21 protein-coding genes are annotated in these 16,918 nt (G+C 63.1%); 13 read left to right on the top strand and 8 right to left on the bottom strand.

Annotated features, from left to right (window positions below; genetic code table 11):
• Positions 1-57 precede the first annotated feature (57 nt).
• Complete coding sequence (locus HKL97_RS02885) at positions 58-1,524, bottom strand: methyl-accepting chemotaxis protein (RefSeq protein WP_291422600.1); 1,467 nt, start codon at positions 1,522-1,524, stop codon at positions 58-60.
• Between the two features lie 139 nt (positions 1,525-1,663).
• On the opposite strand from HKL97_RS02885, the gene HKL97_RS02880 reads away from it, so the two are divergent.
• From HKL97_RS02880 to HKL97_RS02840, 9 genes are all read left to right on the top strand, one after another.
• A complete protein-coding gene (locus tag HKL97_RS02880; RefSeq protein ID WP_291422599.1) occupies positions 1,664-2,425 on the top strand; it encodes a molybdopterin-synthase adenylyltransferase MoeB in 762 nt (253 codons plus the stop codon).
• Complete coding sequence (locus tag HKL97_RS02875; protein ID WP_291422598.1) at positions 2,407-2,931, top strand: SH3 domain-containing protein; 525 nt, start codon at positions 2,407-2,409, stop codon at positions 2,929-2,931. The genes HKL97_RS02880 and HKL97_RS02875 overlap by 19 nt, the downstream gene beginning before the upstream one ends.
• A 105-nt stretch (positions 2,932-3,036) precedes the next feature.
• Positions 3,037-3,486, top strand: coding sequence for a GcrA family cell cycle regulator (locus HKL97_RS02870; RefSeq protein ID WP_291422597.1), 450 nt, complete (start codon positions 3,037-3,039; stop codon positions 3,484-3,486).
• 229 nt (positions 3,487-3,715) lie between these two features.
• The gene (locus HKL97_RS02865) at positions 3,716-3,961 is read left to right on the top strand and encodes a cold shock domain-containing protein (RefSeq protein WP_291422596.1); all 246 of its coding nucleotides are present in this window, start codon (positions 3,716-3,718) and stop codon (positions 3,959-3,961) included.
• Positions 3,962-4,063: 102 nt separating this feature from the next.
• Positions 4,064-4,693, top strand: coding sequence for a hypothetical protein (locus HKL97_RS02860; RefSeq protein ID WP_291422595.1), 630 nt, complete (start codon positions 4,064-4,066; stop codon positions 4,691-4,693).
• The gene (locus tag HKL97_RS02855) at positions 4,621-5,478 is read left to right on the top strand and encodes a M17 family metallopeptidase (protein WP_291422594.1); all 858 of its coding nucleotides are present in this window, start codon (positions 4,621-4,623) and stop codon (positions 5,476-5,478) included. The genes HKL97_RS02860 and HKL97_RS02855 overlap by 73 nt, the downstream gene beginning before the upstream one ends.
• A gap of 275 nt (positions 5,479-5,753) precedes the next feature.
• A complete protein-coding gene (locus tag HKL97_RS02850) occupies positions 5,754-6,131 on the top strand; it encodes a MarR family transcriptional regulator (RefSeq protein WP_291422593.1) in 378 nt (125 codons plus the stop codon).
• 76 nt (positions 6,132-6,207) lie between these two features.
• Positions 6,208-6,786 carry an outer membrane lipoprotein carrier protein LolA gene (locus tag HKL97_RS02845; protein WP_291422592.1) on the top strand — a complete coding sequence of 193 codons (579 nt, stop codon included), beginning with the start codon at positions 6,208-6,210 and terminating at the stop codon, positions 6,784-6,786.
• 6 nt (positions 6,787-6,792) lie between these two features.
• Positions 6,793-7,596 (top strand): exodeoxyribonuclease III, encoded by an 804-nt coding sequence (locus HKL97_RS02840; protein WP_291422591.1) that lies wholly within the window; start codon positions 6,793-6,795, stop codon positions 7,594-7,596.
• Here the strand turns inward: HKL97_RS02840 and HKL97_RS02835 are convergent, their stop codons facing one another.
• The 5 genes from HKL97_RS02835 to HKL97_RS02815 all read right to left on the bottom strand — a co-directional run bounded on the left by HKL97_RS02835 (position 7,597) and on the right by HKL97_RS02815 (position 11,124).
• Positions 7,597-8,145, bottom strand: a complete 549-nt coding sequence (locus tag HKL97_RS02835; RefSeq protein WP_291422590.1) for a histidine phosphatase family protein — start codon at positions 8,143-8,145, stop codon at positions 7,597-7,599. It abuts the gene before it with no gap.
• Positions 8,146-8,763, bottom strand: a complete 618-nt coding sequence (locus HKL97_RS02830; protein WP_291422589.1) for a glutathione S-transferase family protein — start codon at positions 8,761-8,763, stop codon at positions 8,146-8,148.
• 29 nt (positions 8,764-8,792) lie between these two features.
• Positions 8,793-9,725 (bottom strand): ribose-phosphate pyrophosphokinase, encoded by a 933-nt coding sequence (locus HKL97_RS02825; RefSeq protein ID WP_291422588.1) that lies wholly within the window; start codon positions 9,723-9,725, stop codon positions 8,793-8,795.
• A 69-nt stretch (positions 9,726-9,794) separates the two neighbouring features.
• Complete coding sequence (proC, locus tag HKL97_RS02820) at positions 9,795-10,604, bottom strand: pyrroline-5-carboxylate reductase (protein WP_291422587.1); 810 nt, start codon at positions 10,602-10,604, stop codon at positions 9,795-9,797.
• A gap of 13 nt (positions 10,605-10,617) precedes the next feature.
• Positions 10,618-11,124, bottom strand: coding sequence for a YbjN domain-containing protein (locus HKL97_RS02815; RefSeq protein WP_291422586.1), 507 nt, complete (start codon positions 11,122-11,124; stop codon positions 10,618-10,620).
• A 223-nt stretch (positions 11,125-11,347) separates the two neighbouring features.
• Here HKL97_RS02815 and queE point away from each other — a divergent pair, with 223 nt between their 5' ends.
• Positions 11,348-11,980 carry a 7-carboxy-7-deazaguanine synthase gene (queE, locus tag HKL97_RS02810; protein WP_291422585.1) on the top strand — a complete coding sequence of 211 codons (633 nt, stop codon included), beginning with the start codon at positions 11,348-11,350 and terminating at the stop codon, positions 11,978-11,980.
• Positions 11,980-12,345: a 6-carboxytetrahydropterin synthase gene (locus tag HKL97_RS02805; RefSeq protein WP_291422584.1), complete on the top strand. Its 366-nt coding sequence runs from the start codon at positions 11,980-11,982 to the stop codon at positions 12,343-12,345. Before queE ends, HKL97_RS02805 begins: the two co-directional genes overlap by 1 nt.
• Positions 12,346-12,424: 79 nt before the next feature.
• Here HKL97_RS02805 and eno read toward each other — a convergent pair whose 3' ends face one another.
• On the bottom strand, positions 12,425-13,702 hold the full coding sequence (gene eno / locus HKL97_RS02800) for a phosphopyruvate hydratase (protein WP_291422583.1): 1,278 nt from the start codon (positions 13,700-13,702) through the stop codon (positions 12,425-12,427).
• A 211-nt stretch (positions 13,703-13,913) separates the two neighbouring features.
• Here eno and HKL97_RS02795 point away from each other — a divergent pair, with 211 nt between their 5' ends.
• Positions 13,914-15,329 (top strand): nitronate monooxygenase family protein, encoded by a 1,416-nt coding sequence (locus tag HKL97_RS02795; RefSeq protein ID WP_291422582.1) that lies wholly within the window; start codon positions 13,914-13,916, stop codon positions 15,327-15,329.
• A gap of 3 nt (positions 15,330-15,332) precedes the next feature.
• Here the strand turns inward: HKL97_RS02795 and HKL97_RS02790 are convergent, their stop codons facing one another.
• Positions 15,333-15,938 carry a Pr6Pr family membrane protein gene (locus HKL97_RS02790; RefSeq protein ID WP_291422581.1) on the bottom strand — a complete coding sequence of 202 codons (606 nt, stop codon included), beginning with the start codon at positions 15,936-15,938 and terminating at the stop codon, positions 15,333-15,335.
• Between the two features lie 124 nt (positions 15,939-16,062).
• Here HKL97_RS02790 and HKL97_RS02785 point away from each other — a divergent pair, with 124 nt between their 5' ends.
• Positions 16,063-16,902, top strand: coding sequence for a division plane positioning ATPase MipZ (locus HKL97_RS02785; protein WP_291422580.1), 840 nt, complete (start codon positions 16,063-16,065; stop codon positions 16,900-16,902).
• Positions 16,903-16,918 lie beyond the last annotated feature (16 nt).

The raw sequence follows: 16,918 nt of genomic DNA, 5'->3' as shown, positions 1-16,918 counted from the left end.
GCCATAGCCATCACCGCCTCCCATCAATCAAATCAACGGGAAACACCGAATCACAACTCACCGCGCCGGGGGAATCCCCGGAGAGTCAGAAAATTCGGCGGCTGGTATGAGTTCGTTGATTTCGCTTTTCAGCGAATGCACCGCTGCCGAGGCCTCCTCAACCATGGCGGCATTCTGTTGCACCACCATGTTCATCTGGTTCACCGCCTCGCTCACCTGGTTCAGCCCGCCGGACTGTTGCTGTGCCGCATTGGCGATACCCGAGACCAGCCCCTCGATCTGCCCCATATTGGTGCCAATGGTCTCCAGCGACTGTCCGGTCTTACGCACCAGTTCCACTCCCTGGACAACCTGGGACGAGGAGGTTGAGATGAGCGATTTGATCGCCTTTGCCGCCTCCGCTGAGCGCTGCGCCAGCGCCCGGACTTCGGATGCCACAACCGCGAAACCGCGCCCCGCATCACCGGCGCGCGCCGCCTCCACCCCGGCGTTCAGCGCGAGAAGATTCGTCTGGAAGGCGATATCGTCGATCAACCCGATAATCTGGCCGATTTCCTGCGAGGATGCCTCGATCTTGTTCATCGCATCACCTGCATCGCTTACCACGTTGCGCGAATTGGCCGCGCCCGAATTGGCGCCCCCCACCGCGACATTCGCCTGCGCCGCGCCGGCGGCGGTGCGTTTCACCCCTTCGGTCAATTCGGTGAGCGCGGTGGTCGTCTCCAGCAGGTTGGCGGCCTGCTGCTCGGTCCGCCGCGCCAGGTCGTCGGTGGCTTGGGAAATTTCGTCGATACCGTTGTTGATCACCCCGGTCGCCGCCTGAATCCCGGAGAGGGTGCCTGCCAGACGCTCCAGCGCGTTGTTGAAATCCTCGCGCAGCCGCGCGTATTCATCAGGCAGCGTATCACCGATGCGGTGCGTGAGATCCCCCGCGGCGAGCGCGCTCATCGCCTCGGTCACCGTCTTCATCACTTTTGCGCTGGTGGTTGCGGCAAGGTTCTCGGCGGCCTGGCGCGCGGCCTCCGCGGCTTGCAGATACACCGAAATCGCCAGGTCCATATCCAGGAAAGCCGCCTTCAGCAGGACGCCGATTTCGTGGCTCAGCTCCCCGGCGTTGTTCTGGCGCCGCCAGAACACGGGTTTGGGCCAGCGCGCGGTGACCACGGCGGCCGTGAGGGATTCAAGCATCAGCGCATAACCGCCGATGTACCAGCGCGGCTCCAGCCCGATGCGGGCGTGAACCTCTCCCACTTTGGTGACCTCATCGAGATATTCCTGGCCGAAATCGCCTTCCAGGATGGTGCTCCAATGCAGCGACTGCCGGGCCTGCGCATGTTCTATCATCGCGGGCGTGGCGAAAAAACGGCTGATTCGCGGCTCCGCGCCAATTTTGGCGTAGAGCGCGTTGAGCGCCGCGGGCAACGCCTGCCAGATGATGGATTTCATCCCCCGCAACCGCGCCAGTGCCTTTGCGTTCAAATTAATGAAATTGAGACGATCGGCCAGCGGGTTCACGTCCGGCATTACATGGATCCTTTGGGCAGATGGGAAAAGTTGCTTCACTGTGCTGGGGGGAACTTAAGCGCCGATTAAAACCGGGGCGTAAAACTGCAGCCCCGGGCGGGGCATTTGGCCGCCGCTGGCGGGTATTCTATAAAGGCGCATGGATTTAGATTTTTCCGAGGACGAAATTCAACGCTATGCGCGGCATATTCTGTTGCGCGAGGTTGGCGGGGCGGGCCAGGCGCGGCTGAAGGCCGCTCGTGTGCTCATCGTGGGCGCTGGCGGGCTCGGCTCGCCCCTGGCCTTGTATCTGGCCGCCGCCGGGGTGGGCCGCATCGGGCTGGTAGATGGCGATGTGCTGGAGCTCTCCAATCTGCAGCGCCAGATTGCCCACGGCATGGAAAATCTGGGCCAGGCGAAGGTCGAGTCGGCCGCGGAGTCGATGCGCCGGATCAACCCTCTGGTGCAGGTGAACATCCATAACCACCGGCTGGATGCGGCCAATGTGGCGGGGCTGGTGGAAGGCTACGATATAATCTGTGACGGCACGGATAATTTCGCCACCCGCTTTCTCCTCGCCGATGCCTGCGTGGCGGCGCGGCGGACGCTGGTGAGCGCGGCGGTGCTGCGTTTCGAGGGGCAGCTTTCCACCTTTAAGCCGCACGCTGACCCGCAGGGGCCTTGCTACCGCTGCCTCTACCCCGAACCGCCGCCGGAAGGGCTGGTGCCGAGCTGCTCGCAGGCCGGTGTGCTGGGCGCGGTGACCGGGGTGATGGGCACTTTGCAGGCGAGCGAGGTGCTGAAGGAGATCATGGGCATCGGCGCTTCCATGTCCGGCTGGCTGCTGATCTGGGATGCGCTGGCGGCGGAGTTTAGGAAAATCAGGTTGCGGAAGGACACGGCATGCCCCGTATGTGGTTGAGGGGGGCTGCCCTCGCGCTGCTGTTGCTTGGCGGGTGGACCGCGGCGCCCGTGGGCAGCGGGCCGGGGCCGGCAGTGGGGCAGGTGACGAAGCTGCCGGTGCCGCGCTTTGTCTCGCTGCGCACCAATGAGGTGAATTTCCGGGCCGGGCCGGGGTTTCAGTACCCTGTGAACTGGGTTTACGAGCGCGACGGGCTGCCGGTAGAGATCATCGGCGAATTTGACGTATGGCGCCATGTGGTGGCGCCTGATGGTGGCACCGGCTGGGTACATATGGCGACGATCCGCGCGCGGCGAACGTTTTTCATTACCGCCCAGCAGGCGGTGCTGCGGCGCAGCCCCGCCCCGGATGCCGCGCCCGTGGCGTATCTGCAGGGCGGTGTCACCGGTACTTTGATTTCATGTGACCGGAGCTCGGATTTTTGCAAGGCGGCGGCCGGGCGCTACACCGGCTATCTGGCGCGCGAGGATTTCTGGGGCGCGTTTCCGGGCGAGACGGTTAAGTAATAATAGTTTTCCACAGAAAAGGACTCGGGGAGACCCCGCTAGATATTGCGAGTGGGGCCCGCTCTCTCTACTGTATTTTGTAGTTTGAGTGAGAGGGGCCACAATATGGAGTGGACGGAAGAGGCAATTGCAAAATTGCGGAGCTTGTGGGCCGAAGGGCTTTCGACTGCGGAAATTGGCCGCAGGCTGAGTATTTCAAAAAATGCCGTGGTCGGGAAGGCGCATCGCCTTAATCTGCCGCCGCGTCCCTCGCCAATTCGCCGCAACGAGGGTGAAACGGCTGCCGTGCGTCCGGTGGTGCCCAAGCGGGTGCAGGGGGCAACGCTGCCGCCGCTTTCAGCTTCGATGTCGGCGCCGATGCCAACGCTGCGGGCGATGTTGCCGGCTGTGAAATTCAGCCAGCGCGCCACGCCGTGCTGCTGGCCGATCGGCGAGCCGGGAAAGCCGAGTTTTCATTTTTGCAATGCGTCCGCGGTGACGGGGAAACCCTATTGCGAGGAGCATGCCGCCGTCGCCTATGTGCGGGTGCGTGACCGCCGCGAGGACGCCGCCTGATTTAGAGGCGGATCTCATCTGGCGAATGCCCCGGCCGTGCGCCGGGGCTTGCGCAAAATCTCGTAACCGAGGGTTCGGATTTCTTGCGGGGTTTTAAATCCTTCTGCTGCGGCGCAGCACATGTTCCAATTGATAAATTCGGATTAATGCGCGTAGACTCACACGCCCGGCGGGCGTGACCGGTGCCATGGCGCATGTCCGGCAAAACCGGTGCAAGGAAGGTGTCGATATGGAAACGATGCATGACGAGGGTGTACGGCCGGAAACGGCTATTACAGGGGTTGTGAAATGGTTCAACCCCGGCAAGGGGTATGGGTTCATCGCGCCCGATACTGGCGGAAACGACATTTTCGTTCATATCAGCGCGGTGCAGCATGCGGGGTTGCGCAAGTTGAATGAAGGTGAGCGCGTGCGCTTTGCGTTGCAGCAGCGCGAGGGGCGGGTGGCTGCCGTGGGTATCGAAAAGCTGCATTAGGCGCGCTTCTGAAATCCGCCGCAGAATCAGTACGCTCGTGGTTTGGGCGCAGCTCCGGCCGGCCGCAGCTGATATAACAGCTCGGTAAACATGGAGTCGGGCATGATGCGGGAACTGGCGGGATTGGCGATGAATGACGGCGCGGCGCTGCCGCTTTATGGCGTGCGGCCGGAGGGTGTGGCCGCGCTGCTGGACGGATTGCCGCCCGGTCAGGCGGCGCTGGCGCGGTTGCAAGGTTTTGCAGGCCAGGCGGGGGCGGTTGTGTTGCTCGCCGGTGGTGATGGTGCGTTGCAGGGCGCGGTGCTGGGGCTGGGAAGCACGCCGGTGGTGCATGGTTTTGGCGCGGCGGCGGGTGCATTGCCAAGCGGAACGGTGTGGCGGATCGCCGCGGGCGACTTCTCAGGCGAGGATGCCGCGCTGGGGTTCCTGCTCGGCGCCTACCGGTTTGAACATTTAAAAACCAGGGCGCCAAAGCCGCAGGCGCAGCTTGCCGCCGCGCAGGTGCCTGCACGCGCAATGGTGATTGCAAGCGCGGTCTGCGCGGCGCGCGATCTGATCAACACACCCGCGAACCTGCTGGGGCCGGCCGAACTGGCCCAGGCCGCGATGGATCTGGGCGTGCGTTTTGGCGCGCATACCACGCATGTTACGGCGCGGCGGTGGCTGAACGCTACCCCGCGCTGGCGGCGGTGGGGGCGGGGTCTGAGCGCGGGGCGGAGGCGGTGCTGCTGACATGGCAGGGCTCTCGCGCGGATGCGGACGCGCCGCTGCTCTCGCTCTGCGGCAAGGGCGTGTGCTTCGATACGGGCGGCTATGACCTGAAGCCGGGCGCTGCGATGTTGCGCATGAAAAAAGATATGGGCGGTGCTGCAATTTTGCTGGGACTGGCGCAAGCGGTGATGGCGCTGGATTTACCGTTACGGTTGCAACTGCGGATTGGCTGCGTGGAAAACAGCATCTCCGGCCATGCCATGCGGCCATCTGACGTGTTGCAAACGGCTGCTGGTTTGAGCGTGGAAGTTGGCAATACGGATGCGGAGGGCCGGCTTGTGCTGTGTGACCTGCTCGCGGAGGCGGCCAGCGAAACGCCAGATTGGCTGATAGACGCCGCAACGTTGACGGGTGCGGCGCGCGTGGCGCTGGGGCCGGATTTGCCGGCGTTGTTTTGTAACGATGAGCGGCTTGCGCAATCCATTCTGGTGGCGGGGCAATTGGTTAACGATCCGCTCTGGCGCCTGCCGTTGTTCGATGGTTACGCCGCGTGGCTGGATAGCCCGGTTGCCGATTTCAACACTGTTTCCGCGAAACCCATGGCGGGCGCGATTGTTGCGGCTTTATTCCTGCAACGTTTTATTCCTTCCGGAATCGCCTGGGCACATGTGGATGTTTACGCATGGAACGATTCCAGCCGCCCCGGCAGGCCGGAAGGCGGCGAGGCGCAGAGTTTGCGGGCGTTGCTCGCAACGGTTGAAACGCTTGGTGCGCGGGCCAACCGGTTGCAATCACGAGATGATTAAATCTTTGAAACATTCAACGAAGTTGAAATGTTTTTATGTTTCAACTGCTTGAATTATGTAGCTACAATGCGTATTTCCTGAGATGCTTGTTTCGTTGCAGGATGTTTTGGCTGTCTGGTTTCGGTTTATTGACCAGGGACAAGCGGGGAATGGCTTTTGGCTTGTTGATCGTCTGCCATGTCTTTATGGTGGTGCCTTGATCGTCAACGGTGTGGATATAAAGCCACGTGTAAAAATAAAACGACTTTCAAATTTTTGGTTAAGGATCTCAGTTTATGGCGGCGCAACTTTCTTCCGACCAGTTGGTTGGAATTCTTCGTGATACAATTGTCTCGCTGGTACGGCGCGAGGGGGTTGATCTTTCCGCCCGGCAGCTAGGCGTGTTTCTGACCTGCTATCTGAACGAGGGCGGGCATACCGTGCGCGGACTGGCGCAGGATCTCAATGTTTCCAAGCCAGCGATCACCCGCGCTCTGGACCGTTTGACCGAGCTTGATTTTGTTCGCCGGAAGGTTGACCCGTCTGACCGGCGCAGTGTGCTGGTGCAGCGTACGGTGAAGGGGGCTGCGTTTTTGCGTGAGACGCGCCATATCATGACCGAGGCCCTAGCCGCGAACAAGACAGAAGCCGCGAGCCGCCGCAGCGCGAGCTAGAGCGGTGGCTTTGCATCCCCGGCGCGTTCTCCTGGCGGCGATGCTGGGGGGGCTGCTTATGCGCGGCGTGCCCGCAATGGCACAGCCGGCGCCCTTTGTGATGACCCCGGCGGACCAGACTCTGGTCTCGCAGGTGGAGACGTATTTGAACCAGCAGACCGGGCTGACTGCTAATTTTTTGCAGGTGGCGGCTGATGGTTCAACGCGCACTGGCAAAGCCTGGCTGCAGCGGCCGGGCAAGATGCGCTTTGAGTATGATCCGCCCGACAAGCAGCTGCTCGTGGCGGGTTTTGGGCTGTTGGTGTATTACGATCCGGCGTTGAATCAGACGACGAATATTCCGCTGGGTAGCACGCCGCTCGGGATTTTGCTGGCCAAGCATGTGAATTTGAACTCCGCCGGCGTGGTGGTCACGAATATTCAGATGCAGCCGGGGGAAGATGACATCACGCTGATCCGCAAGGGCAAGGCCGCCGAGGGCAGCCTGACCCTGGTGTTTGCCACCGATCCGCTGGAACTGCGGCAATGGGTTGTGATGGACGCGCAGGGGCGGCAGACGCGGGTGAGCCTTTATGACATCGTGCCGGGCGGCCCGTATCCGGATTCATTGTTCCGGTTCATTCCCGCCACATCTCCGATGCCCTCCGGCGGTTAAATCTTCATGGATCTGACGATTGCAAGCTGGAACATTAATTCATTGCGGCTGCGCCAGGGGTTGCTGCCCAGGCTGATGAGCGGGCTGGCGCCCGATGTAATCTGCCTGCAGGAAACCAAGGTGCCTGATGAGCTGTTTCCCGAGGCCATTGCCGGGGAAATTGGTTTTCCACATGTGCTGAAGCGCGGCATGAAGGGCTATAACGGCGTTGCGATCCTCTCCCGGCTGCCGCTGACGCTGGAGGAGAACACGCCTGACTGGTGCGGTAAAAATGATTGCAGGCATATTTCCGCCCGGCTGGAGACAGGCGGCGCGGCGCTGGTATTGCATAATTTTTATGTGCCGGCGGGCGGCGATATCGCGGACCCGGCGCTGAACGTGAAGTTTGCTCATAAGCTGGATTTCATTACGCAGGCGCGCGAGCATTTCGCTGCGTATCCGCCGCGGCGCAGCGTGCTGGTGGGGGATTTGAACATCGCGCCGCTGGAAAACGATGTGTGGAACCACAAGCAGTTGCTTGGCATTGTCAGCCATACGCCGGTGGAGACGCAGGGGCTGAACGCCTGGATGGCGGAAGGCTTTGTTGATGCGCTCCGCCATTTCGTGGCGCCGGAGCGCAAGCTCTATACCTGGTGGTCGTATCGCAACCGCGACTGGGAGGCTTCCAACCGGGGGCGGCGGCTGGACCATGTGTGGGTGAGCCGCGACCTGGAACCCGTGCTGGCGGGGTATAAAATTCTGAAGGAGGCGCGCAATTGGGAGCAGCCATCGGACCATGTGCCCGTGAGCGTGACGCTCAAACTGGGCTGATCAGGGCATGCGGACTTCCCAGCCGTTTTCCGTTGGGTCACAAAACAGGGGGACGGCGTTGGGGGTCAGGCCCTCCTTGCTCAGGCCCATGAGGTCGCGCAGTGCGCGGAAAATGCCGCCATGGGCGACGATGAGCACCGGGCCGGGCTGTGCCAGCACGCGGCGCATGGCAATGCGCGCGCGGATGGTGACCTCGGCAAAGGTTTCGGCGCCCTCGGGGGTGTAGCGGCCCTCCATCCATTCAGGGAACCAGGGCTGCAGGGGCTTGCCCTCCATGCCGCCGAAAATCACCTCGCGCAGATCAGCCTCGAAGCTGACCGGCAGGTTAAGAAATTCATTGACGATGGCGGTCGTCTCGCGGGTGCGGATCATGGGGGAGGAGATAATGGCGCGAATCCCCTGGCCGGCCAGCAGCGGGGCGGCCACCTCCGCCTGCGCGCGGCCGGTGGCGTTCAGGGAAATGTCCAGCGCGCCCTGGGAGAGGCCGGCGGCGTTATAATCCGTCTCGCCGTGGCGAAGGAACCAGAACGGAACCGCGGGGAGCTGCATTCAGGCCAGACCTTCGGCTGCCAGGGAAGCCTGCACGCTTGGGCGGGCGAGCATGCGGTCCAGATGCGCGTCAAGATTTGCCGGCAGGGGGACTTGCGCGCGGTTGCGGGCCCAGAATTCCAGGTAGAAGAGCGCGGCGTCGGCAATTGAGAAATCCCCGAAGAGATAGGGCTTGCCGCCCAGCGCCGCTTGCAGGTTGGCAAAGCCCTGGAGAACAATCTCGCGCCCGGTCTGGCGGATTTTATCCTCATCGCCGGGGGTTGTGCTGAACATGCCGGTGCGTATCAGGCGGGCAAAGCCGCGCATGTGGATGGTGGCGACCATGTAGTCGAGCAGTTCCAGCGTGCGGACCTCACCCTCCAGCCCGGCGGGAAGCAGGTTTTTGTCTGGATTGGTGCGCGCCAGGTAGATGCAGATGGCGGGAAATTCGGTGAGGATGCTGGCATCGTCACGTTGCAGGACTGGCACTTTGGCCTTGGGGTTTACGGCCAGAAATTCAGGCGTGTGCTGCGCGCCCTTGTGCAGGTCGGTTTTGACCAGCTCGAAGGGGTTGCCGATCTCGCGCAGCAGGATCTGGATGCCGATGGAGCAGGCACCGGGGGAGTAGAAGAGTTTCATGAGATGCCTTGCGATATGGGGATGCGCGGTTAGTCGAACAATGAGCTGACGGAACTTTCGGTCGAAATGCGGCGCACGGCTTCGGCCAGCAGCGGGGCGATGGAGAGTTGGCGCACGTTATGGGCCAGGCGCACGGCTTCGGTGGCGGCGATGGAGTCGGTGATGGTCAGCATCTCGATCTTGGAGGCGGCGATGCGCGCGACGGCGCCGCCCGAGAGCACGCCGTGGCTGACATAGACGCTTACCGAGCGCGCGCCCTCGTTGATGAGCGCTTCAGCGGCGTTGCAGAGCGTGCCGCCGGAATCCACGATGTCGTCAATGATGATGCAGTCGCGGCCTTCCACCTCGCCGATGATGTTCATGACCTCGGAGACGCCGGCGCGCTCGCGGCGTTTGTCAATGATCGCGAGATCGGTGTTGAGGCGCCGGGCGATGATGCGCGCGCGCAGCACGCCGCCGACATCGGGCGAGACGATCATCGGGTCGCGCCCGGCGAAACGCTCGGTGATGTCCGCCGAGAACAGCGGGGCGGCGGGGAGATTGTCCACCGGGATATCGAAGAAGCCTTGGATCTGGCCGGCATGCAGGTCCATGGTGAGAACGCGGTTGGCGCCGGCCTCGGTGATGAGGTTGGCGACCAGCTTAGCGGAGATGGGTGTGCGCGGGCCGGATTTACGGTCCTGCCGGGCGTAGCCGAAATAGGGGATGACCGGGGTGATGCGCCGGGCCGAACCGCGGCGCAGGGCGTCGCAGGTGATCAGCAGCTCCATCAGGTTATCGTTGGTTGGATAGGAGGTGGACTGGATGACGAACACGTCCTCCCCGCGCACGTTCTCGTGAATTTCCACGAAAACCTCCATGTCGGCGAAGCGGCGGATGGAGGCTTTGGCCAAGGGGATGTTCAAACCGGCGGCGACAGCTTCGGCCAGCGGGCGGTTGCTGTTGCAGGCAACAATTTTCATGGAATTTCTTTCCGGGCTGGCTAAAATTTAAATTGGGCGGGGTTTAGCAACCGGGGGGGGCAATGTCCATTAACTGGAGAGCTCGCGTGACCGTTCCGTGGCAGCCTGAATCGCTTTTGTGAAAGTTTCCGGCCAGGCGTCATCCGCGCGCAACACTGCCAGGGCGCGCTCGGTGGTGCCGCCGGGAGAGGTAACGGCGACGCGCAAGGCGGCTGCGTCCTCATCGCTGGCGGCGAGCAGGGCGGCGGAGCCGATGACGGTCTGGCGAGCCATCTGGCGGGCCAGCGCGGGGGGCAGGCCCTGGTCCAGCCCGGCCTGCTCCATCAGCTCGGTGAGGAGGAATACATAGGCGGGGCCGCCGCCGGAAATAGCGGTCACGGGGTCGAGCAGGGCTTCGCTCTCGACCCAGGAGATTAGCCCGGTGGCGGCGAGCAGATCATCAGCCAGGGATTTTTGCGCGGGGGTGACATGGCTGCCCGCCACCGCGACGGTGATGCCCTGGCGCACCGCGGCGGGGGTGTTGGGCATGGCGCGCACGATGGCAGTCTTGACCCCGAGCATGGCGGCGATGGCGTTAAGGGTTTTGCCGGCCATGATGGAGATGAACACCGCATGGCCGGCAAAGCGGGCATAGGCGGGCAGGGCCTGCGCGGCCATTTGCGGCTTGACCGCGAGGATGACGGCGCTGGGCGCGAAGCCGTGCGGAATATCCGTCACCGAGGCTACGACGGTTACATTTGGCCCGGCCAGCGCGGCGGCGCCGGGTGAGGGGTCTACCACCAGCGCGCAGGAGAGCCCGCGCTCGCGCCAGCCGGCCAACAAAGCGGAGCCCATGCGGCCGCCGCCGACGAGAAGAAGCGAGGGGAAAGATTCGGTCATGCAGGGCGGGGTATCACGCCTCGCCGGCACATTCCAGCATGGCGGCTTCCAGCGCATCGCTGGGGGATTTGCCGCCCCAGAGGGTGAACTGGAAGGCGGGGAAGAAGCGCTCGCATTCGGTGATGGCGATGTCCACCAGGTCCTCGATGGATTCCGCCGAGGCGCTGGGGGTGCCGCGCAGCAGCACCGAATGGCGGTAGATTGGCATGCCGGTGTCCTCGTCCATGCCGAAATGGCCGATCCACAAGCGCTCATTGGCTTTGGCCAGCAGCTCATAGAGGGCGCCGCGGCGCTTGGGCGGGGATTTCAATTCGAAGGCGCAGGAGAAATGCATGACGGAAATTTCATCCGACCAGCAGAAATACAGCCCGTAGTCGCACCATTTGCCGGGGGCTTGCGCGGCCATGTCAGAGTCTGAACGGCGGTCGAACGCCCAGTCGTTGGCGGAGATGACCTGCTCGACGAGGTCCAGCGGATTGGCGACGGAGGTATTGTCCAGAGAAAGAGCGAGGCTCGGCATGGGAGTCTCCTGATCCAGAGGTGGTCAACGCGGGGAAGACGGCTCAAGCCTTGGTGCCGGGAGCGTCTCTCCCCCGCGAATCCGAGTGTACCGGTTTTTGGTGCCGCGCTGCAATAAAGGAATTCGGGGCGGAGACGGTCTTGCCAGTTTTGCCCGGGGCGATGATAGAGGCGCCGGTTGTGGCCGCGTGCGGTTTGGGCCGGGCGCCAGAAGGGATGGGCTGATGAGTTACGCGGTGAAGGAAATTTTCCTGACCCTGCAGGGAGAAGGGCTGCAGGCCGGGCGAGCGGCGGTATTCTGCCGTTTCGCGGGCTGTAACCTGTGGTCTGGCCGCGAGGAGGACCGCGCCGGCGCGGTATGCACGTTCTGCGATACGGATTTCATTGGCACGGATGGTCCCGGTGGTGGGCGCTTTGGCGATGCGCAGGCGCTGGCTGGGGCGGTTGAGGCGGCCTGGCGCGGCGGCGCGGCGGAGCGGCTGGTGGTGCTGACCGGCGGGGAGCCGTTTTTGCAGGTTGATGCCGCGTTGACCGCGGCGCTGCACGCGCGGGGGTTTCGCGTTGCCGCGGAGAGCAACGGCACGCTGGCGCCGCCCCAGGGGATCGACTGGCTCTGCATCAGCCCCAAAGCCGGGGCGCCGCTCGCGGTGAACGGGGGCGATGAGCTGAAGCTGGTGTTTCCGCAGGAGGCGGCGCCGCCCGCGCGGTTCGAGGCGCTGGGTTTCACGCATTTCCTGTTGCAGCCGATGGATGGGCCCCAGCGCGCCGCCAATACCGAGGCGGCCATCGCCTTCTGCCTCGCCAACCCGCGGTGGCGGCTTTCAGTGCAGACACATAAATATCTGGGTATTCCTTAATGCATGAGCTGAGTAAACAATTCCGCTTCGAGGCGGCGCATACCCTGCAACGGCGCATTGATGCCGAGCCCAGCCGGCGGATCCATGGTCATTCGTACCGCGCCGAGGTGGCGCTGCGCGGTGCGCCTGACGCCGGGACCGGGATGTTGATTGATCTGGGACATTTTGCCCGGCGCATCGCCGAGGTGCGCGAGGCGCTGGATCATCGGTTTTTAGATGAGATCGCGGATTTGGGCCCGGCGACGCTGGAGAATCTCGCAAGCTGGATCTGGCACAGGCTGGAAGGCGATTGCGCGGGGCTGGCGCGGGTGAGCGTGTACCGTGACAGCGAGGGCGATGCCTGCAGCTATTTCGGGCCGGGGTAGGCGGGCTAATAAATCCGGCACAACAAAAGCCCCGGTGGCGAACCGCCGGGGCCTTTGTGTTTTAGACGATCGCCGGAAATCAGGCGCGGCGCAGGGCCGGGCCGTTGTAGCGGGCGGTGAGGCCCAGCTCGTCTTCGATGCGCATGAGCTGGTTATACTTCGCCGTGCGGTCAGAGCGGGCGAGCGAGCCGGTTTTGATCTGGCCGCAGTTGGTGGCGACCGCAAGGTCGGCGATAGTGGAATCCTCGGTCTCGCCGGAGCGGTGCGACATCACGGCGGTGTAGCCGGCGCGATGCGCGATATCCACGGCTTCCAGCGTTTCGGTCAGCGTGCCGATCTGGTTGACCTTGACCAGGATGGAGTTGGCGGTGCCGGCCGCGATGCCGCGGCGCAGGCGGGCGGGGTTGGTGACGAAGAGATCGTCGCCGACCAGCTGCACGGTGGCGCCGAGGCGCTCGGTGAGAAGTTTCCAGCCATCCCAGTCATCCTCGGAGCAGGCGTCTTCGATGCTGGTGATGGGGAAGCGCGAGCAGAGCCCGGCCAGATAGTCGATAAACCCGGCGGCGTCGTATTTTTTGCCTTCGCCGTGCAGGTTGTAGATGCCGTCCTTGTAGAACTCGGTGGCGGCACAATCCATGGCGAAGGTGATGTCCTCGCCGGGGCGGTAGCCGGCGCGCTCAACCGCCTTGGCGATGAAGCTGAGCGCCTCGTCGGCGGATTTCAGGTTGGGAGCGAAGCCGCCCTCGTCACCCACGTTGGTGTTGTGGCCAGCCTCGGCGAGGGATTTCTTCAGCGCGTGGAAGACTTCCGAGCCCATGCGCACCGCCTCGGCGATGGAGGAGGCGCCGACCGGCTGGATCATGAATTCCTGGATGTCGATGGGATTATCGGCGTGCTGGCCGCCGTTGACGATGTTCATCATCGGCACCGGCAGGGTACGGGCCGAGACGCCGCCGATGTAGCGATACAGCGGCATGCCGTTATCAGCCGCGGCGGCTTTGGCCAGCGCGAGCGAGACGCCGAGGATGGCGTTGGCGCCCAGGCGCGCCTTGTTGGGGGTGCCGTCCAGGTCGATCATGATATTGTCGATCGCGACCTGTTCCTCGGCATCCATCCCGCCGATGGCGTCGAGGATTTCGGTCTCAACCGCGGCGATGGCCATGGTGACGCCCTTGCCGCCGTAGCGCGATTTATCGCCGTCGCGCAGTTCCACGGCCTCATGCGCGCCGGTGGAGGCGCCGGAGGGCACGGCGGCGCGGCCAAAGGCGCCGGATTCCAGCAACACATCGACCTCGACGGTGGGGTTGCCCCGGCTGTCCAGGATTTCGCGGGCGACGATATCGGCAATGGCGGTCATGTTGGCATCCTCCGGTTGATGGGCGCGTTGTGCGGGCGGGGTAGACCAGCGGACGCGGACAGGCAAGGTTTTAGCGTAAATTACCAAGCATGATGAGGCTAAATGAACGCCCCCACTTCACGCCGTGTTTCAATCTGGTAATAGAACTCCATATATATGGGCGCGTCCACTCAAGGGGGTGGGCTAAAAGCCAAACCAGGGTGTTCGGAAAATGAAGCTTATCAATGCCATCCGCATGGGCGGAACTGAAATTCTGCCCCTCGTGGAGGGCGGCAAGGGTGTTGCTGTTTCCAACGGCGTAACCGCCGGCCATTGGGCCGCGGGCGGCGGGGCGGGGACGTTCTCGGCGGTCAATCCTGATAATTACGACGCGGAGGGGCACGTGATCTCGCCGGTTTATCATGGCAAGACCCGGCGGGACCGCCATGAGGAGCTGATTGCCTACGCGATCGAGGGCGGCGTTGCCCAGGCTGAGCGCGCTTATGAGATTTCCGGCGGCAAGGGGCGCATCCATGCCAATATCCTGTGGGAGATGGGCGGTGCGGAGCGGGTGATCACCGGCGTTCTGGAGCGCACCAAGGGGCTGGTGAACGGCATCACCTGCGGTGCGGGGATGCCCTACCGGCTCTCGGAGATCGCCTCCAAGTTCAATGTGCATTATTATCCCATCGTGTCTTCCGGGCGCGCGTTCTCGGCACTGTGGAAGCGGGCCTATTCCAAGGCGGCGAATCTGCTCGGCGGGGTGGTGTATGAGGACCCATGGCTGGCCGGGGGGCATAACGGGCTTTCCAACAGCGAGGACCCGGGCAAGCCCGAGGCGCCGTTTCCGCGCGTGCTGGCGCTGCGCAAGATCATGCGCGAATTCGGCCTGGGGGAGACCCCGATCATCATGGCCGGCGGCGTGTGGGCGCTGGAGGAATGGGAAGACTGGATCGATAATCCCGAGTTGGGGCCGATTGCCTTTCAGTTCGGCAGCCGCCCGCTGCTGACCAGGGAAAGCCCGATTCCAGCGAGCTGGAAGGAGCGCCTGCGCACGCTCAAGCCGGGCGATGTGTTCCTCAACAAATTCTCCCCCACGGGGTTTTATTCATCCGCCGTGAACAACAGCTTCATCCAGGAGCTGCGCGGGCGCAACGAGCGGCAGGTGGCGTATTCGCCCGAGCCGGTTGGCGAGCATGTGGTGGAATATGGCGTGGGTGCGCGTAAGCGCTCCGTGTACCTCACCGCGCCGGATTATGCGCGGGTGAGGGACTGGGAAGAGGCCGGTTATGTGGATGCACTGCGCACCCCGGATTCCACGCTGATCTTCGTGACCCCGGCGAAGGCCGAGGAGATCCATACCGACCAGGTGAACTGCATGGGCTGCCTGAGCCAATGCCGGTTCTCCAACTGGAGCCAGGAGCCGCCGGAATATGACAACGGCAAAAAGGCCGATCCGCGCAGCTTCTGCATCCAGAAGACCTTGCAGGATATTGCCCATGCCGCGCCGGATGATCTGGATGCGCTGGACCATAATCTGATGTTCGCCGGGCATAATGCCTGCCGTTTTGGCAGCGATCCGTTCTATTCCAACGGGTTCATCCCGACAGTGCGCGAGCTGGTGGACCGGATTTTGACCGGAAAATAAGCCTCAGGCGGGGTTGGGCAGGTAGCGCCCGGCAGCGATGAAGCCGGCGCCCGTGCCCGCGAACAGCAGGGCGAGACCGGCGATGTTCAGGCTGACCCGAGGATAGCCCAGCGTGGCCGCGTTGAGGAACGGGTAAGGGTAATAGCTGCTAAGCGCGCCGTGCAGCAGGACGTAACCCGCGTAGACCAGCGGGCAGATGAGCCAGTAGGGTATCTGGCGGAAACGTAACTGCCCTTTGGGCACGAAGAACGCCCAATCCAGCACATAAAGCGGCGGGTTGATGTCGTGCAGCTGGAGGTTCACGTACCAGTCCAGCCCGGTGAGGTGGTAGAGCTTTCGCAATAGAAAATAATACACCACCGCGATGACGAGGATATAGACCCCGATGGCCGCGCGCACGCCGGGGCGGAGGAAAAACGTGGGCCGGGTGGCGGCTGGCAGCAGCGGCGCGGTGAAGGCCAGGGCCACGAGAAGGTTGCCCCAGATGGTGAAGAAGCCGAAATAGGTGATGCTGCCGGGGAGCAGGCCCGCGTGCGCGGTGGTGAGACAGTATTGGGTGAGCAGCGCGGACCAGCCGGAGCATGCGCCCAGAATACGGTATGGCTTCATGGCATCCCACCTCCTGTTTCAGCGAAGTTATAAGCGGGCGCGGCGGTGCAGCATAACGAATCCTTGGGCAGAATCGATGGACTCGGTTAAAGGAGGATTCGAAACCCGAGTCGGAGAGTTACCCATGGCCAGCGTGTCTGCCCAATCGCGTCCTTATGTCATTGTGCTGGGCAATGAGAAGGGCGGCTCGGGCAAATCCACTACCTCCATCCATATCATCGTCTCGCTGCTGCGCGATGGCTACAGCGTGGGCGCCATGGATCTTGACGCGCGGCAGGGTACGCTGGCCGGCACGCTGGCGGCCCGGAAACATTTCGTGGAGAGCAAGGGGATTGTGCTGCCTTTGCCCGCGTTTCGCTCCGTGCATCGCGCGATCCTGGATAACCGGCTAGAGGCGGAGGCGGAGGAACGCTTGCGCTTCGATACGGCGCTGGCCGAATTCGAGGGCATGGATGTGGTGGTGATCGACTGCCCGGGGGCCGACACATATCTCTCACGCTACGGGCATAGCCACGCGGACACGCTGATCACCCCGATCAACGACAGTTTTGTCGATTTTTCGATGCTGGCGAAGGTGGACCCGGACAATCACGACATCGTGAACCCTAGCATCTACTCGGAAATGGTGTGGGAGGCGCGCAAGAACCGCTTCTCGCGTGATCGCGGCAAGATCGACTGGATGGTGATGCGCAACCGGCTTGCCGCCTCTGAGGCGCGCAACAAGCGCGATGTGGGCGAGACGCTGGACCTGCTGGCCAAGCGGATCGGCTTTCGCACGCTGAAAGGGTTTGGCGAGCGGGTGATTTTCCGCGAGCTCTACCTGCAGGGGCTGACCCTGATGGATGTGCGTGAGGCGAATATCGGCATCGCGCTGGGGCTTTCGCATATTGCCGCCCGTAATGAGGTGCGTTCGCTGATCAGCGCGATCAAGCTGCCGCCGGCGAAAATGTCGCTGGTGGCCTGAAACGCGGATTTAGGAC

Origin of the sequence: Acidocella sp., from assembly GCF_013044125.1 — a bacterium.
Classification (GTDB): Bacteria; Pseudomonadota; Alphaproteobacteria; order Acetobacterales; family Acetobacteraceae; genus Acidocella.
Note: the sequence above shows the minus strand (reverse complement) of the source record. Positions and strands in the feature narration are given on the sequence as shown.

Excerpts from the sequence above, each read along its gene's own strand:
- HKL97_RS02795 (WP_291422582.1), top strand. The coding sequence starts at position 13,914 with ATGAAGCTTATCAATGCCATCCGCATGGGCGGAACTGAAATTCTGCCC.
- HKL97_RS02805 (WP_291422584.1), top strand. The coding sequence starts at position 11,980 with ATGCATGAGCTGAGTAAACAATTCCGCTTCGAGGCGGCGCATACCCTG.
- eno (WP_291422583.1), bottom strand. The coding sequence starts at position 13,702 with ATGACCGCCATTGCCGATATCGTCGCCCGCGAAATCCTGGACAGCCGG.
- HKL97_RS02830 (WP_291422589.1), bottom strand. The coding sequence starts at position 8,763 with ATGAAACTCTTCTACTCCCCCGGTGCCTGCTCCATCGGCATCCAGATC.
- HKL97_RS02845 (WP_291422592.1), top strand. The coding sequence starts at position 6,208 with ATGGCACAGCCGGCGCCCTTTGTGATGACCCCGGCGGACCAGACTCTG.
- HKL97_RS02840 (WP_291422591.1), top strand. The coding sequence starts at position 6,793 with ATGGATCTGACGATTGCAAGCTGGAACATTAATTCATTGCGGCTGCGC.
- HKL97_RS02815 (WP_291422586.1), bottom strand. The coding sequence starts at position 11,124 with ATGCCGAGCCTCGCTCTTTCTCTGGACAATACCTCCGTCGCCAATCCG.
- HKL97_RS02850 (WP_291422593.1), top strand. The coding sequence starts at position 5,754 with ATGGCGGCGCAACTTTCTTCCGACCAGTTGGTTGGAATTCTTCGTGAT.
- HKL97_RS02785 (WP_291422580.1), top strand. The coding sequence starts at position 16,063 with ATGGCCAGCGTGTCTGCCCAATCGCGTCCTTATGTCATTGTGCTGGGC.
- HKL97_RS02885 (WP_291422600.1), bottom strand. The coding sequence starts at position 1,524 with ATGCCGGACGTGAACCCGCTGGCCGATCGTCTCAATTTCATTAATTTG.
- HKL97_RS02865 (WP_291422596.1), top strand. The coding sequence starts at position 3,716 with ATGGAAACGATGCATGACGAGGGTGTACGGCCGGAAACGGCTATTACA.
- HKL97_RS02860 (WP_291422595.1), top strand. The coding sequence starts at position 4,064 with ATGATGCGGGAACTGGCGGGATTGGCGATGAATGACGGCGCGGCGCTG.
- HKL97_RS02880 (WP_291422599.1), top strand. The coding sequence starts at position 1,664 with ATGGATTTAGATTTTTCCGAGGACGAAATTCAACGCTATGCGCGGCAT.
- queE (WP_291422585.1), top strand. The coding sequence starts at position 11,348 with ATGAGTTACGCGGTGAAGGAAATTTTCCTGACCCTGCAGGGAGAAGGG.
- HKL97_RS02825 (WP_291422588.1), bottom strand. The coding sequence starts at position 9,725 with ATGAAAATTGTTGCCTGCAACAGCAACCGCCCGCTGGCCGAAGCTGTC.
- HKL97_RS02835 (WP_291422590.1), bottom strand. The coding sequence starts at position 8,145 with ATGCAGCTCCCCGCGGTTCCGTTCTGGTTCCTTCGCCACGGCGAGACG.
- proC (WP_291422587.1), bottom strand. The coding sequence starts at position 10,604 with ATGACCGAATCTTTCCCCTCGCTTCTTCTCGTCGGCGGCGGCCGCATG.
- HKL97_RS02870 (WP_291422597.1), top strand. The coding sequence starts at position 3,037 with ATGGAGTGGACGGAAGAGGCAATTGCAAAATTGCGGAGCTTGTGGGCC.
- HKL97_RS02875 (WP_291422598.1), top strand. The coding sequence starts at position 2,407 with ATGCCCCGTATGTGGTTGAGGGGGGCTGCCCTCGCGCTGCTGTTGCTT.
- HKL97_RS02790 (WP_291422581.1), bottom strand. The coding sequence starts at position 15,938 with ATGAAGCCATACCGTATTCTGGGCGCATGCTCCGGCTGGTCCGCGCTG.